The sequence below is a fragment of the Microbacterium sp. MTN4-26 genome, assembly GCF_042846595.1.
Taxonomy (GTDB): Bacteria; Actinomycetota; Actinomycetes; order Actinomycetales; family Microbacteriaceae; genus Microbacterium; species Microbacterium luteum.
Genome location: NZ_BTGO01000006.1, coordinates 158,865 through 172,898, shown reverse-complemented (window position 1 = coordinate 172,898; position 14,034 = coordinate 158,865). Strand labels below are relative to the sequence as shown.

16 protein-coding genes are annotated in these 14,034 nt (G+C 71.1%); 12 read left to right on the top strand and 4 right to left on the bottom strand.

The window, feature by feature from the left end:
- Positions 1 to 77: 77 nt before the first annotated feature.
- The 6 genes from ACGG9C_RS07060 (at position 78) to ACGG9C_RS07035 (ending at position 5,689) form a co-directional block, all read left to right on the top strand.
- On the top strand, positions 78 to 617 hold the full coding sequence (locus tag ACGG9C_RS07060) for an NADPH-dependent FMN reductase (protein ID WP_194383781.1): 540 nt from the start codon (positions 78 to 80) through the stop codon (positions 615 to 617).
- Positions 618 to 638: 21 nt separating this feature from the next.
- Entirely contained in the window at positions 639 to 1,166 is a 528-nt protein-coding gene (locus ACGG9C_RS07055) for a flavin reductase family protein (protein WP_390178437.1), read from the top strand.
- A gap of 148 nt (positions 1,167 to 1,314) precedes the next feature.
- Complete coding sequence (gene add / locus ACGG9C_RS07050) at positions 1,315 to 2,310, top strand: adenosine deaminase (protein WP_390178436.1); 996 nt, start codon at positions 1,315 to 1,317, stop codon at positions 2,308 to 2,310.
- Positions 2,307 to 2,882, top strand: a complete 576-nt coding sequence (locus tag ACGG9C_RS07045; RefSeq protein WP_286720194.1) for a TetR/AcrR family transcriptional regulator — start codon at positions 2,307 to 2,309, stop codon at positions 2,880 to 2,882. Before add ends, ACGG9C_RS07045 begins: the two co-directional genes overlap by 4 nt.
- Before the next feature lie 66 nt (positions 2,883 to 2,948).
- A complete protein-coding gene (locus tag ACGG9C_RS07040) occupies positions 2,949 to 4,310 on the top strand; it encodes an NtaA/DmoA family FMN-dependent monooxygenase (RefSeq protein WP_390178435.1) in 1,362 nt (453 codons plus the stop codon).
- Positions 4,307 to 5,689: an NtaA/DmoA family FMN-dependent monooxygenase gene (locus ACGG9C_RS07035; protein ID WP_390178434.1), complete on the top strand. Its 1,383-nt coding sequence runs from the start codon at positions 4,307 to 4,309 to the stop codon at positions 5,687 to 5,689. Before ACGG9C_RS07040 ends, ACGG9C_RS07035 begins: the two co-directional genes overlap by 4 nt.
- 91 nt (positions 5,690 to 5,780) lie before the next feature.
- Here ACGG9C_RS07035 and ACGG9C_RS07030 read toward each other — a convergent pair whose 3' ends face one another.
- Positions 5,781 to 6,527 carry an alpha/beta fold hydrolase gene (locus ACGG9C_RS07030; protein WP_390178467.1) on the bottom strand — a complete coding sequence of 249 codons (747 nt, stop codon included), beginning with the start codon at positions 6,525 to 6,527 and terminating at the stop codon, positions 5,781 to 5,783.
- Between the two features lie 834 nt (positions 6,528 to 7,361).
- On the opposite strand from ACGG9C_RS07030, the gene ACGG9C_RS07025 reads away from it, so the two are divergent.
- Genes ACGG9C_RS07025 through ACGG9C_RS07015 form a run of 3 tightly spaced genes read left to right on the top strand, consistent with a single transcriptional unit; the run spans position 7,362 to position 9,579 of the window.
- Positions 7,362 to 8,009, top strand: coding sequence for a DUF4956 domain-containing protein (locus ACGG9C_RS07025; RefSeq protein WP_286721420.1), 648 nt, complete (start codon positions 7,362 to 7,364; stop codon positions 8,007 to 8,009).
- Entirely contained in the window at positions 8,006 to 8,824 is an 819-nt protein-coding gene (locus ACGG9C_RS07020; RefSeq protein WP_286721419.1) for a polyphosphate polymerase domain-containing protein, read from the top strand. The genes ACGG9C_RS07025 and ACGG9C_RS07020 overlap by 4 nt, the downstream gene beginning before the upstream one ends.
- 53 nt (positions 8,825 to 8,877) lie before the next feature.
- Positions 8,878 to 9,579, top strand: a complete 702-nt coding sequence (locus tag ACGG9C_RS07015) for an aspartate/glutamate racemase family protein (RefSeq protein WP_286721418.1) — start codon at positions 8,878 to 8,880, stop codon at positions 9,577 to 9,579.
- A 10-nt stretch (positions 9,580 to 9,589) separates the two neighbouring features.
- Here the strand turns inward: ACGG9C_RS07015 and ACGG9C_RS07010 are convergent, their stop codons facing one another.
- Entirely contained in the window at positions 9,590 to 10,126 is a 537-nt protein-coding gene (locus ACGG9C_RS07010) for a LacI family DNA-binding transcriptional regulator (RefSeq protein WP_286721417.1), read from the bottom strand.
- A 195-nt stretch (positions 10,127 to 10,321) separates the two neighbouring features.
- Here ACGG9C_RS07010 and ACGG9C_RS07005 point away from each other — a divergent pair, with 195 nt between their 5' ends.
- Complete coding sequence (locus ACGG9C_RS07005; protein WP_176759428.1) at positions 10,322 to 10,480, top strand: hypothetical protein; 159 nt, start codon at positions 10,322 to 10,324, stop codon at positions 10,478 to 10,480.
- 48 nt (positions 10,481 to 10,528) lie between these two features.
- Here ACGG9C_RS07005 and ACGG9C_RS07000 read toward each other — a convergent pair whose 3' ends face one another.
- Positions 10,529 to 10,894 (bottom strand): response regulator transcription factor, encoded by a 366-nt coding sequence (locus ACGG9C_RS07000; RefSeq protein ID WP_071044956.1) that lies wholly within the window; start codon positions 10,892 to 10,894, stop codon positions 10,529 to 10,531.
- Positions 10,895 to 11,015: 121 nt separating this feature from the next.
- On the opposite strand from ACGG9C_RS07000, the gene ACGG9C_RS06995 reads away from it, so the two are divergent.
- Positions 11,016 to 12,740, top strand: a complete 1,725-nt coding sequence (locus ACGG9C_RS06995; RefSeq protein WP_390178433.1) for an ATP-binding protein — start codon at positions 11,016 to 11,018, stop codon at positions 12,738 to 12,740.
- 32 nt (positions 12,741 to 12,772) lie between these two features.
- Here the strand turns inward: ACGG9C_RS06995 and ACGG9C_RS06990 are convergent, their stop codons facing one another.
- On the bottom strand, positions 12,773 to 13,621 hold the full coding sequence (locus ACGG9C_RS06990; protein WP_194383792.1) for a universal stress protein: 849 nt from the start codon (positions 13,619 to 13,621) through the stop codon (positions 12,773 to 12,775).
- Between ACGG9C_RS06990 and ACGG9C_RS06985 the strand changes: the two genes are divergently transcribed.
- A complete protein-coding gene (locus ACGG9C_RS06985) occupies positions 13,608 to 14,030 on the top strand; it encodes a hypothetical protein (protein ID WP_390178432.1) in 423 nt (140 codons plus the stop codon). The two genes, ACGG9C_RS06990 and ACGG9C_RS06985, sit on opposite strands and share 14 nt — an antisense overlap.
- The last annotated feature ends 4 nt before the right edge of the window (positions 14,031 to 14,034 follow it).

Genomic DNA, 14,034 nt, shown 5'->3' with positions numbered 1-14,034 from the left:
GCGCTCCACAGCCCCTGCGCTACGTGGAGTCACGGCACTCTCCGTTCCCCCTCAACCGGTACGGATGTGAGCAACATATGTCGTTGAAAGTGATGGTCGTCGTCGGCAACCCCAAGCCGGCATCCCGCACCCGCAAGGTGGCCGAGCTTCTGGTCTCCCACCTGCTGAGCCCCGGCTCGTACGAACTCGAGGTCATCGACCTCGCCGACCACGTGGATGAGATCTTCGCGTGGCCGTCGGAGAAGATGTCCGCCCTGAACACGCAGGTCGCCGAGAGCGATCTGGTGGTGTTCGCGTCGCCGACGTACAAGGCGACCTACACGGGCCTTCTCAAGGCCTTCCTCGATCGATACCCCGCGAACGGCCTCGCCGGCGTCACCGCGATCCCGGTCCACACCGGCGCCGACTTCACCCACGCCATGGGCCCGACCTTCACGCTCTCACCGCTCCTGGTGGAGCTCGGCGCGACCGTTCCCGGACGCGGCTTCTACCTGGCCCTCAGCCAGATGGACAAGCTCGACGAGGTCGTCGCCAACGCCGCCGCCGAGTACCGCAGCAATCTCAACCGCCTGGCCACCGTCGCCGCCGCGACGGCCGACGCGCCCGTGACCGCCTGAACGACGGCCGAAGGAGGATTCATGTCTCACCCCACCCCGCCCACGGCCATCGACGCGCGCCGCTTCCGCGACACGCTCGGCCACTACGCCTCGGGCATCACCATCGTCTCCGGCATCGAAGACGGCGCGCCCATCGGCTTCACCTGCCAGTCGTTCTACTCGGTGTCCGTCGACCCGCCGCTGGTGTCGTTCAGCGTCATGAAGACGTCGACCACGTATCCGCGGATCGCCGCAGACGGCAAGTTCGCCGTCAACGTGCTCGCCCATGATCAGCACGCCGTCTCGAACCAGTTCGCCCGCAAGGGCACCGACAAGTGGGCCGGCATCGACTGGAGCCCGGCGGCATCCGGCAACCCGGTCATCGCCGACACCCTCATGTGGGTCGACTGCGAGATCTGGGCCGAGCACGAGGCGGGCGACCACCTCATCGTGATCGGCAGGGTCGTCGAGATGAGCCCGGCCGAATGGCACGAGCGCGACACCGAGCCCCTCCTCTATTTCAAGGGCGCCTACCGCCACCTGCGGGAGCTCGAACAGCTCGCTGGGTGACCTCATCCGCTCAGCGACCAGAGAGGGCGCTCCGACCGCAGTCGGGGCGCCCTCGTCGCGTGCGGGCACGGCCGCGACACGTCGCGGAAACATCGCGGCCGTAGGGTGTGAACCGTTCGATTCACTCCGCCGATCCCAGGAGCATCCCGTGACCACTCCCGCCCCCGCCGCGCGCGACCTGCGCGCTCTCCCCAAGGGACACCTCCACCTCCACATGGAGGCGGCGATGCGCCCGGCGACGCTCACGCGACTGTCGCAGAAGCTCGGCATCGAGGTGACGCCGACGACCGGCTTCGCCGGCTTCACCCAATTCAGCGCGACGTATCGCAGCCTCCTGGCCTCGCTCGACCACCCCGACCATCTGGGCATCCTGACCGATGAGATCTTCGCCGATCAGGCGGCGCAGGGCGTCGCCTACCTCGAACTCGCCGTGAGCCCGCAGTTCTACGCCGAACGCTACGGCACCGTCGAGGCGGCGCTGAACGAACTCATCGCGCTGGCCCGCGCCGCGTCGGCGGCACACGGCGTCGCCTTCGGACTCATGCCGACCATCGACCGGATGCGCGATCTCGATGAAGCCATGGTGATCGCTCGTGCGGCCGCCGCGCGCGCCGGCGACGGCGTGGTCTCCCTCGGGCTCGCCAACGAGGAGCGCGGCTACCCCGCCGGCGACTTCGCCGAGCCGTTCGCCCTCGCCAAGGCCGCCGGGCTCCAGTCCACGCCGCACGCCGGCGAACTCGTGGGCCCGGAGTCGATCCGCGACGCCCTGGATGCCCTGCAGGCCGACCGCATCCTCCACGGCGTCCGCGCGGCGGAAGACCCGGCGCTCGTGGCGGAACTGGCCGATCGCGGCATCCCGCTGGATGTGTGCCCCACCTCGAACCTGTTGCTCGAAATCGTCGACGACATGACCGCGCATCCGCTCGTGGGTTTGCTGGATGCGGGTGTGCGCTGCTCGATCAACGCCGACGACCCGATCCTGTTCGGGCCCGACATCCTCGACGAGTACGAGCTGTGCCGGCGGGAACTCGGGATGACCGACGAGCAGCTCGCCGCGTGCGCGTGGACCTCGATCGAGACCACCCTCGCCGATGACGAGACGAAGGCGCGCGCGAGGTCCGCCATCGACGCCTGGCTCGCGTGAACGACGCCGGCGACAGCCCGGAGCGCGCGCGCCTGCTCGGGCTCGCGACCGACCTCATCCTGCGCGAGGGCGTGATCGACATGAGCCTCAGCGCGATCGCGCGCGGTATCGGGTCGAACAACCGCATGGTGCTGTACTACTTCGGCTCCAAGCAGGGGCTGCTGGATGAGGCCGCGCAGGCGGCGTTCGAGCGCTTTCCCCGCCTGCGCGACATGTTCGCCCGCCTCGCCGGCGACGGTCCGATCGAACAGCGCCTGCTGGCGGTGTGGGAAGACCTCTCCGCGCCCGAGAACCACCCGTTCCTGCGCCTGTTCTTCCAGCAGTTCGGCACCGCGATGCGCGACCGCGACGGCTGGGACGCCTTCACCGACCGCATCGCGCACGAGTGGATCGACGCGACCGCCGAGGTGCTGCGGCGCGACGGTTTCGGCGCCGACGACGCCCGCGTCGCGGCGACGCAGCTGGTCGGCCTCTGGCGCGGCCTGCAGTTCCTCACCCTCACCGGCGTCGATCCCGACGAGCTTCGCGCGGCGAACCACGCCACGGTGCACGCGCTTCTGACCCGCCGGTGACCTCGCCGAAACAATCGCCGCCTACAGTGTGAACCGTTCAGTTCACTCAGGTCGGAGGAGAGTCGGATGGCGGCACCGTGGAAGCTCGGCATGTTCCAGAGCGCAGGCCCGATGGGCATGTGGAAGCTGCCCGAGAACCGGTCGACGGACTACCTCGACCTGGAGTACTGGGTCACGATGGCACGGCGCTGCGAACAAGCCGGCGTGGACTTCCTGTTCCTCGCCGACGACTACGGATACCCGATCGTCGACGATGCCGTGCCGCCGGCCGCGATCCGCGGCGCCATCCAGTTCCCGAAAGCCGATCCGATGGCGATCCTCCCCGCCCTCGCCGCCGTGACCGACCGCCTGGGTCTCGCCGTCACCCTCTCGACCATGGTCGAGAAGCCTCCAATGGTCGCCCGCAAGCTCGCGACGCTCGACCACCTCACGCGCGGACGCATCGGCTGGAACATCGTCACCGGCGCCGGTCAGAACGCGTCCGCGCGCCTGTTCGGCATCCCGCTGACCGACCACGACAAGCGCTACGAGATCGCGGCCGACCACGTCGACCTGTCGCTGAAACTGTGGGAGGGGTCGTGGGATGACGACGGCCTCGCCCTCGACCGCGAGCGCGGCGTCTTCGCCGACCCCGACAAGGTGCGCGAGATCGAGCACCACGGGCCGCACTTCGACGCCAAGGGCCTGCTGACGGTGCCGCCCGGACCGCAGCGCACACCGCTGCTGTTCCAGGCGGGCACATCCTCGCCCGGACGCGACCTCGCCGCCCGCTACGCCGAGGCGGTGTTCCTCGCCGCCGAGATCCCGGCGATGGCTTCCCAGATCACCGACATCCGCCGCCGCGCCGAGGGCTACGGGCGCGACCCGGAGTCGGTCACGTGCCTCATCGCGGGCACGTTCATCGTCGCCGAGACCGCGGAGGGCGCGCGCGATATCCAGCGACGGGTCACCGAGGCGCGCTCGCTCGACGACGCCGCGGCCGCGTACGCGTTCTACACCGGGCTGGATCTGTCCGGCATGGACCCCGACCGGCCGCTCGACCCCGCTGCGGTGTCGAGCTCGCAGACCGGACGCACGAACATCGAGCGGTTCACCGGTCCGGATGCGCCGACGGTGCGCGAGATCCTGGAGGAGTTCCAGCGCAACTCCGTCATGGGCACGCCGTTCGTCGGCACCCCCGCCGAGGTCGTCGATGCGGCCGAGCGCGCCATCGCGGAGACCGGCGCCGACGGATTCCTCGTGCAACCCGACCACACCGGCACCTTCGACTCCTTCCTCGACCTCGTCATGCCCGAACTGCGCACGCGCGGACTCGTCGCCGCTGAGAACCCCAAGGTGACCCTGCGAGAGCGGCTGCTCGGAGCCGGGCCGCGCCTGGCCGACACCCATCCAGGGGCGGCGCATCGACGGCAGGGGGCGCTGTCGTGACCGACGCGAAGACCCTCCACTTCGGCGTGTTCGAAGTGACCGCCCCGCAGGTGGGCGGCACGTTCAGCTGGGCGCATCCGCGCAGCCGCAGCGCCGACTTCCTCGACCCGCAGCACTGGATCCACATCGCGCGCGTGCTCGAAGACGCCGGCTTCGACTTCCTCTTCTTCGCCGGCGGCTACGGCTACCCGCTCGTGGACGGCGACCTGCCCGAGATCGCGGCGACCAAGGGCATCAACTTCTCCGCGATCGACCCCGACTACCTGCTTCCGCTTCTCGCCCAGCACACCGAAACGCTCGGGTTCGTCGTGACCATGTCGACCGGCCTCGAGCATCCGGCTCAGCTCGCGCGCCGCTTCGCGACCCTCGATCACCTCACCGGCGGTCGCGTCGGCTGGAACATCGTCACCGGCGCCTCGCAGAACGCCGTCGCCGACGTGTTCGGACAGGACGAGATCGTGCCGCACGACACGCGCTACGCGATGGCCGCCGAGTACGTGGAACTCGCCGCACGGCTGTGGGAGCAGGGGTGGGATGACGACGCCCGCATCGTGGACCGCGACGCCGGTGTCTATGCGCGGCGCGAGAGCGTGCATCCGGTCGTCTTCGAGGGCGAGCACTACCGCTCGCGCGGCTACTTCGGGGCCCCGCCGTCGCCGCAGCGCACGCCGGTGCTGTTCCAGGCCGGCACCTCCCCCGCCGGACGCGCCTTCGCCGCGCGCAACGCCGAGTGCGTGTTCGTGCAGGCCACGACGCCCGCGCGCACGGCCGCCGCCGTCGCCGACATCCGCCGGCTCGCCGCCGACCGCGGACGCGACCCGCAGGCCGTGAAGCTCATGGCCGGGCTCACCGTCTTCGTCGGCGAGACCGAGGCCGATGCGCAACGCTATGAGGCGGAGTTCGACGCGATGCAGACGGATGAGATCGTCGCATCCCTCTACGCCGGCAACACCGGCATCGACCTGCTCGCCCTCGACCCCGACAAGACGCTGCACCAGGTGCTCGGGCAGGGCGGCCCGGTCGGGCAGATGGGCACGAGCAACATCGAGCGCTTCCTCGGCGAGAACGCCCCCACGGTGCGGGAGATCCTCGACCAGCTGCGCGGCCGCGGCACGCGCGGCTTCCGGCTCGTCGGAGACCCGGCGCAGGTCGCCGACGGCATCGAGCGCCTGGCCGCCGAGACCGATCTCGACGGATTCCTCCTCGAGCCGGTGTTCGAGCCGGCCGATCTCGAGGACTTCGGCCGCCTCGTGATGCCGATCCTGCGCGAGCGCGGCCGGCTGCGCGCGGGCGTTCCGGGGAACACCCTCCGCTCCCGCGTAACGGAGCGCCCCGGCCACGACCGCCTCGGCGACGCGCATCCGGTGCTGGCGGACTGACTCCGCGCCGTCGAGACCGGGGGCTGTGTCCGAAACCCGCGCGCACGCCGCACGGTCTCGGACGAAGGCCCCGGTCTCGACGCAGGGCGAATCAGCCGGCGAGGAACTCGCGCGCGGCCGCGCGGAAGTCCCGCGAGCCCGGCGCGTTGAAGTGGTGACGATTCGGGATCTCGATGAACCGGCCCTGCGGGCACGCGGCGGCGAGCGCCTTGGAGCCCTCGAGGATGGCGTCGCGGGACCCGGTCGCGATCAGCACCGGCTGGGCGGGCGCCGCAGCCGGGTCGGGGTCGGCTGCGCCCGAGCCGCGCAGCCCCTCGGCGATCGCGAGCAGCGCCTCGAGGTCGTTGCCGCCGACCCGTTCGATGAGGCCGACGTACTGCTGCGTGCGCTCATCCGTCACCGCTGCGCCCTCGCGCACGTAGGCGCGCGCCTGATCGAGGTCGAGCTTGCTCAACGGCACCCCGTCGGGAACGCCGCCCAGCACCACCCGCTCGATCCGCCCCGGGAGGTCACGGGCGACCTCCCAGCCGACGCGCGCGCCGAGGGAGTAGCCGACGTACGCGACGGTGTCGACGAGATACGTGTCGAGGACCGTCTCGACATCGCGGGCGAGGGCCGCGATGTCATACTCACGCGACTCGTGGGGCTTGTCGCTGGCCCCGTGGCCGCGCTGGTCGAGGGCGAGAACGCGGTATCCGTCGTCGGTGAGGTCGCGCACCCAGCCGGTGTTCACCCAGTTGTCCCGCGTGCTCGAGGCGAATCCGTGCACGAGCACGACGGTGGGCTGCCCCTCCTCGCCCCACGTGTAGGTGGCGAGGCGGAAGCCGTCCTCGGACATCACGAAGGTCGGGGCGGGCACGTCGGTCAGCGAAGTCGCGGCACTCACGCATCCATTCTCGCGCCGAACACGCGCCGGGCCCCAGACGCCGGCGGGACAAGCGACAGATCCCGCCGGCCGCTTCCGGGCTCCCCCAGTTGTGCCCGGTGCGTCGTCTGGTACATCGAGTCTCGCACCGGGGCCTCCCCCGCGCTTCCGGGGGAACCCCTAATCCTCTCGAGGCCGCATCCGGGGTTCCCGTCGTCCCTCCGCGCCGCCTCGCGCCGCCGCCCCGGTGCCGCCGCCCCGCCGTGCCCTAACTCAGGCTGCAGGAGCGACGACGCCGCGAAACGCCACCAATCAGGCCTCGCCGCCCGCCTCAGCCTGAGTTAGTGCCACGACACCAAAGCGGCCCGACGCCGCCCCCACACCCGTTGGCAGCTACGCAGGCGGAACGGGGCCGCGAGGTGTCGCTTCCCAAGGCGCGCCCGGACGGTTCATCAGCCCGCCGTGCCGCAACGCCTGCGTGCCCCAACTCAGGCTGAGAGCGTGCGAACGCCGCGAAACGACCCAGATTCGGCCTCGCTGGCCCGCTCAGCCTGAGTTAGTGCCCCTCAACGCTGGACGCGCAACGCGGGAAGCCGGCACAAGGGCCGACGCGGACGCCCGCGCGAGACAAGGGCGGACGCGGACGCCCGCGCGAGACCGGGGCCGACGCGGATGGGCCGCACCGTCGTTCACCGGCGCGTTCGGGTCGCGTTACCGATTCGTAACCCCGCCCGAGGTCTCCCATAGCACTCGCATAGGCGGGCGGCGTTCTCTGGAACTCCCGACACCACCCGTCAGGAGAATCCCGTGGAACTGTTCACCGTCATCGCCCTCGATCTCATCGCCATCGCCGTCCTGGCGTTCGCCGTCTACTACCCCCGGCACCGGCGACGAGACCTCGCCATCGCCTTCGTCGGCGTCAACGTCGGCGTGCTGGCGGTGTCGATGGTGCTCACCGATTCGACCGTCACCGCCGGCCTCGGCCTCGGCCTGTTCGGCGTGCTGTCGATCCTCCGCCTGCGCTCCCGGGAGATCGAGCAGAGCGAGATCGCCTACTACCTCGCCGCCCTCGCCCTCGGTCTGATCGCGGGCCTGTCGGGCGCGGCCACATGGAGTGCGATCGGCCTCACGGCGCTGATCGTCGGCGTGATCGCGATCGTCGACAGCCCCCTCGTGCTGCGTCGCTCGCGCGAGCAGACGCTCGTGCTCGATAGGGCCTACCCGGATGAGGATGACGCCCGAGCGGCCGTCGAGACACTCCTCGGCACAACCGTGCAGCGCGTCACCGTGCGCGGACTCGACCTCGTCTCCGACACCACCACGGTAAACGTGCGGTACGCCCTCCCCCGCCGCGGAGCCTCGCCGCGTCGCCGCAGCACGCATGACAGCTCCACGCCCTCGGAGCGCGACAGCGCGCCCGACACGGTCGCCCACACCTGGCAGGTGGCCCGATGAACGCCCTCGCCGCACTCGGCGGCCTGCGCACCGTGGGCCTGGATGAACTCAACGCCCGGGCGGAGCTGCAGACCCGTGTCGACCGCAAGTACATCGTTCCGGCCCGCGACCTGCCGGCGGTGCTGCATGCCCTTCCCACTGGCAGTGACGTCCTCGAAATCGGCGGAGAGAACGCGCTCCGCTACGCCTCGCAGTACTTCGACACGCCCACCCTCGACAGCTTCTACGGCGCGGTGCGCGGACGCCGCCGCCGCTTCAAGGTGCGCGCACGCACGTATCTGGATTCGGGCGGATCGTTCCTCGAGGTGAAGACCCGAGGTGCACGCGCCGCCACCGTCAAGGACCGGGTGCCGGTCACCGGCGACGAACTCGACGACGAAGCGGTCGCGTACGCCACCGACCTCCTCGCCGATGCCGGGATTCCCGGCGCGGCGCGCCTGGCCGAGAGGCTGCAGCCGACGCTCGTCACTCGATACCGCCGCGCCACGGTGCTGCTCCCGGCGACGCCGGGCGGCGACCCCTCGCGGGCGACGATCGACACCGAGCTCACGTGGATAGCCGCCGACGGCGCGGTCCTGCAGCTGCCGTCGTCCGTGATCGTCGAGACGAAGTCCGGGCAGCGTGCCGGCGCGCTCGACCGCGCGCTGTGGCGACAGGGCCACCGCCCCGCGAAGGTGTCGAAGTACGGCACCGGCATGGCCGCGCTGCACTCGGACCTTCCCGCCAACCCGTGGCACCGGGCGCTGAGTCGGCATTTCCGCCACGGAACCATCGCGAGGAGCACCGCACCCGGTACCGCCTCCGTCCCGGCGTGACACAGACTGACCGCCCTGCGCCACCGCGGCCCCGGCGCTCGTAGACTCGGCACGTGAGGACCATCGGCGTGCTCGGCGGGATGAGCTGGGAGTCCTCGCTGGAGTGGTACCGCCTCGCCAATGAGCGCGTGCGCGATCGCCTCGGCGGCTATCACTCCGCACGCATTCTGCTCGACTCCCTCGACTTCGCCGAGATCGAGGCCCTGCAGGCCGCCGGCGACTGGGTAGCAACGGCGCGGATCCTGTCCACCCGCGCACGCGCGCTGCAGGATGCGGGCGCCGACCTGATCGTGCTGTGCACCAACACGATGCACCTCGTCGCGGACGACATCGAAGCGGCCATCGACATCCCGTTCCTGCACATCGCCGACACGACCGCCGACGCGATCGCCGCGGCCGGGCTGCACACGGTCGGCCTGCTCGGAACGGCGTTCACGATGGAGCAGCCGTTCTACCGCGACCGCCTGGCCTCACGCGGCATCCGCGCCCTCGTTCCGAACGAAGCGGATCGGCGCACCGTGCACGAGATCATCTACGGCGAACTCGTGCACGGCGTCGTCACCGACGACGCGCGCGAGCGGTATCGCGACGTGATGGCACGACTGCACGACGCGGGCGCGGAGGGGATCATCCTCGGCTGCACCGAGATCGAGCTGCTCGTCACGCGCGGCGACAGTCCGGTGCCGGTCTTTCCGACGACGGCCCTGCACGTCGACGCCGCGGTCGCCTTCGCACTCGGCGCCGACGGCTCCTGACCGGGCCGGATCACCGTCCGCCGTCGATGAGGGCGAAGAGCTCGCCCGCTGCAGACCTCGCCGAGGCGACGAGCTCATCGCGCGACGCCGACGCGGCGGCCATCGCGACCACCGGGCGGTCGGCGTCCTCGGCCCAGCCGTCGATGTCGGGGCTCGGTCCGCAGAGCAGGACCCCGTCGACGTTGCGGGAGATCAACGCGTCCACACCCGCGCGGATCGCGACCGCCTCTCCGCCGGCGCGCACAACGACGAGCAGGGCGCCGTGCTCGTCCGCCACCTCGGCGACCGCCTCCGCCACAGCCGCGCACGCGGGGTCGGCGAAGGCCGGAACGACGAGACCGATCGTGGGCAGGATGCTCCCCTGACGCAGCGCGCGGGCAGCGCGGTTCAGCCGGTAGCCGGTGGCGGCGATCGCTTCGCGGATGCGCTCCTCCTGCTCCGGCGAGGTCTGCTGCTTCCCGTTGAGGATGCGCGAGATCGACATCCGGCTCATCCCGACGATGTCGGCGATGTCCTGGAGCGTAGCCTTTCGTCGCTGACCGGCCATGACCGGATTCTAGTCCGGGGCCAGAAAGCCCGGTCTGGCGTCAGGGCGTGGATGGCCGGAGGTTTGCGCAAGATCTCCCGAGCGGATGCGCGAATGTATCGGGATGGAAACGTTGGGTCGCTAACATCGCCGACGAGCGGACGCGGGTCGCGGGGGAAGCCGCTCGAGACGTCACTCGATCCTGGGGGATTACCGATGCATGCTCGCCGTTCGCGCCACTCTCGTCACCGCTCCCGCGTGCTCACGCCCTGGTATCGCCAGGAGGTGGGAGGCCTGCCGGTGTGGGCCATGATCGTCATCGCCCTCGCGGTGGCCGGCCTCATCGCGTTCACCGTGACGAACATGCCGGCATGACCGTCACGCATCCCGCCGGCCGGCGGTGAGGGCGCATCCGCCCGGCGGTCAGGAGGAGAGGATCGCAGCGATGCGCGTGCGCAGCTCTCGCGGCAGGAAGGGCTTCACGAGATAGTCGTCCGCGCCCGCGGCCAGAGCCCGCGCCCGGTCCTCGTCGGTTCGCCGCGCCGTGAGCATCACGATTCGCGTCGTGGCGAAGTCGACATCGGAGCGCAGCTCCTCGCACACCTCGATGCCCGTCTTGACCGGCATCATCCAATCGAGGAGAACCAGATCGGGATGCTGGGCGCGGGCGAGCTCGAGCCCCTCGCCGCCGTCGCGCCCCACCCTGATGTCGTATCCGTCGCGCGCGAGCACGTCGCGGACGAGCGATGCGACGTCTTCGTCATCCTCGACGATCAGCACCTGAGCCATGCGACACCTCCCTGGCGGGCGTCTGTTCAACCTACCCGGCGCGAGGCGAATCCTCGACTGCGGCACATCGCCCTTGATCCCAATGCCGAAGATGACCCATAATCGCCGCTACCCTCTGACCGTGGAGCGCTTGACCCCCGACACGCGCCTGACGCGGACACGCGCCGAGCGTCCGCAGACGCCGGCATGGCTGTGGATCGTCGCGGCCGTCGGGATCCTCGCCCTCGCGCTCCTCGGGGTCTCGTTCTCCGTGCCCGGCACCCCCCTGGCGGTGTGGTGGCCGGCCGCCGGCTTCTCGGTATGGTTCGCACTGAAGGCGGCGCCGCGTCAACGGTGGATCGCGGTCGTCGTCATCTTCGTCGTCACGACGATCGCCAACGCGCTCGCCGGTCGCGACGCGACGCTGTCGCTCATCTACGGTGCCGCGAACGCGCTGGAAGCCGCCCTCGTCGTCGAGCTGCTCGCTCAGCGCACCCGCATCACCGCGCGACGGGCGCATTTCCCGATCACGACCGGACGCCGATTCCAGCTCGACTCGGCGCACGCCGCACTCTACTTCGCCCTCGCCGCCGTCATCGGATCGGCCTCGACGGGCGTCATCGTGGGCGTCACCGCCGCGGTCGTGAGCGGCGCCTGGTCACCGCTGCCGGGTATCTTCGCGAGCGTTTCGCACTGCGCCGCGATCCTTCTGATCGCCCCGTTCGCCCTTCTCCCGCCAGCCCTGGCCACGCGGGTGAGCCGGGCGGAGATCGCCGCGCAGACCCTGCTCCTGGCCGGACTGATCGCGATCACGTTCACGGCGCTGACCAGCCTGCCGGGAGCCTTCCTCATCTTCGGTCTGTTCACGTGGGCGGTGCTGCGCTTCCCTCTCCGGGTGGTCTACCCGCAGGCGCTCGCCACCGCCGTGATCGTGCTCGTGCTCACCGTCCTGGGCGAGGGGGCTTTCGCCGACCGGGCGAACAGTCCACTGGAGACCGCCGCCGTGACGGTCGTGTTCATGACCTCGCTCGCCGCGCTCACGGTGCTCCTGTCCTCCGCGCGCTACGAGACCCTCGCCCGGGCGACCGCCGCCCTCGAACTGACCCGTGCACAGGCCGAGGTGCAGCGCGAACGCGCCGCCGCCCTCGCCGACCGACTCGAACTGGAACGTCAGCGGCAGGATTTCGTCGCCACGACCAGCCACGAGCTGCGCACCCCGATCACGAGCATCCTCGGCTACAGCGATCTGCTCCGCGAGTCGGAGGCGGCCACCCCCGAGCGGGACTGGATCGAGATCATCCACCGCAACGCGAAGCGACTCGGCGATCTCGTCGAAGATCTTCTCGCCCTCGGCCACGGCGAAGCCGCGCCGAGCGCGCTCACCCCCGTGGACGTGGCCGCACCGGATCTGATCGCCGACGTTCTCTGCACCCACGAACCGCTGGCGATGGCCCGCCGACTCGACCTCGCCCACGCTGCACCGGCCGACACCGTGATGCGCGTCGATCGCGGCGACGCCCTGCGGGCCCTCGGAAACCTCGTGTCCAACGCGGTGAAGTTCACTCCGGAAGGCGGGAGGGTGCTCGTGGAAGCGTCGCGCGTGGACGGCGAGGTGGTCTTCACCGTCACCGACACCGGACCCGGGATGTCGCCGGCCACCCTCGCACGGGCCTTCGACCGGTTCTACCGCGCACCCGACGCCGAGACGCAGAACACCCCCGGCACCGGCTTGGGGCTCGCGATCGCCCGCGAGCTCGCCGAGCGCAACGGCGGCCGCGTCGACCTCACCTCGCCGGAGCACGGCGGCGTGCGGGCGACGCTCGCGTTCCCCGCGGTTCCGCAGCACGCCGAGGCAGGAGCGCGATGATCGCCGCTCGCGCGCGGCCCGAGCGCGTCGTCTCAGCGCACCGCGATCGTCGGTGAGGTCGGATCCTCGAGCACCGACGTCGAGACCGAGCCGAGGAAGAAGCGGGCGAGCGCGCCGCGGCCGTGCGTGCCGACGACGAGCAGTGCGGCATCCCGTGCCAGGTCGGTGAGCAGCTGCGCGGCGTCGGCCTCCTCGACCCGCGTGTGCACCTGCAGCTCGGGATGCGCCGCGCGCACCCGCGCGAGGGCACGCTCAACGCGCTCGGTCGCGACCGGGCCGAGGTCGATCGGGGTGAGGCCGGCGGGGTCCGCCGAGCCGATCAGGTAGTCGCCGCTGCCGGTGAGATCTCCGGATACGGGGACCGGCAGCCACGCGCTGACGGCGATGAGCGGCTCCCCGCGGCTCAGGGCCTCGTCGGCCGCGAATGCGACGGCCGCCGGCGTTACATCCGAGTCGTCGATACCGACCACCACGCCGTGTCGGCCAACGACCGATCCGTGCGGCACGACGGCGACGGCGCTGTGCGCGCCGGAGACGACATGGCGCACGAGAGCGTCGTGGTGGTCGGCGTGGTCGTGTCCGAGCACGACCAGCGTCGCGTCCTCGGACATCGCCACGAGCCCGTGGGCGAGATCCCCCGTCACCGTCTGCGCGTCCACGTCGACGGGGACTCCGAGGCGATCGACGATCTCGCGCACGCGCGCCGCCTCGGCCTCGAGCAGGATGCGCGCGGTCGGCACCGCCTCGTCGTCGGCCCGTTCCGGCGAGGTCGCGACGAGCGTGAGCCGCGCCTCACGGGCCGCGGCGCGGGTCGCGGCCCAGGTCACGGCCTCCTCGGTCGACGCGGACTCGGTCACAGCCACCACGATGCGTTCGGTCATCGGACCCGCCCCCTTCCGCACCGCCGTCCGCGGCACCGTCACGCCGATGCTATCGACGGCGGCGGCGTGGCACATCCCGCGACGTGGCACACTCGACGACATGGAGGACTGGGTGGATGACGCCGCGGAACAGCTGGAGAAGCTCACCGGCGATCCGCTGGCCGGGGCCGCGCGCGGCACGGTGACCGTGCTGACGGTGTCCGAGCCCGACGGCCGCGCTCGCTACCAGGAGTGCCGCCTGCGCCTGCGCGCGACCGGCGACGACGTCGCCGAGGCGATCGTCGAGACCGCCGTCGTCGTCGACCGCCGACACTGGCCCCGTGTGGGTGCGACACTCCCCGCGCGCATCTCGCGGACGCACGCGGGAACGATCGACGTGAACTGGGATGCGCTCGCGCGCAGCGGCTGAGCGC

Bases quoted from the DNA above. Each gene is read 5' to 3' on its own strand.
- ACGG9C_RS07060 (WP_194383781.1), top strand. From the start codon at position 78: ATGTCGTTGAAAGTGATGGTCGTCGTCGGCAACCCCAAGCCGGCATCC.
- ACGG9C_RS07055 (WP_390178437.1), top strand. From the start codon at position 639: ATGTCTCACCCCACCCCGCCCACGGCCATCGACGCGCGCCGCTTCCGC.
- ACGG9C_RS07040 (WP_390178435.1), top strand. From the start codon at position 2,949: ATGGCGGCACCGTGGAAGCTCGGCATGTTCCAGAGCGCAGGCCCGATG.
- ACGG9C_RS07030 (WP_390178467.1), bottom strand. From the start codon at position 6,527: ATGTCCGAGGACGGCTTCCGCCTCGCCACCTACACGTGGGGCGAGGAG.
- ACGG9C_RS07020 (WP_286721419.1), top strand. From the start codon at position 8,006: ATGAACGCCCTCGCCGCACTCGGCGGCCTGCGCACCGTGGGCCTGGAT.
- ACGG9C_RS07010 (WP_286721417.1), bottom strand. From the start codon at position 10,126: ATGGCCGGTCAGCGACGAAAGGCTACGCTCCAGGACATCGCCGACATC.
- ACGG9C_RS07005 (WP_176759428.1), top strand. From the start codon at position 10,322: ATGCATGCTCGCCGTTCGCGCCACTCTCGTCACCGCTCCCGCGTGCTC.
- ACGG9C_RS07000 (WP_071044956.1), bottom strand. From the start codon at position 10,894: ATGGCTCAGGTGCTGATCGTCGAGGATGACGAAGACGTCGCATCGCTC.
- ACGG9C_RS06985 (WP_390178432.1), top strand. From the start codon at position 13,608: ATGCGTTCGGTCATCGGACCCGCCCCCTTCCGCACCGCCGTCCGCGGC.
- ACGG9C_RS06990 (WP_194383792.1), bottom strand. From the start codon at position 13,621: ATGACCGAACGCATCGTGGTGGCTGTGACCGAGTCCGCGTCGACCGAG.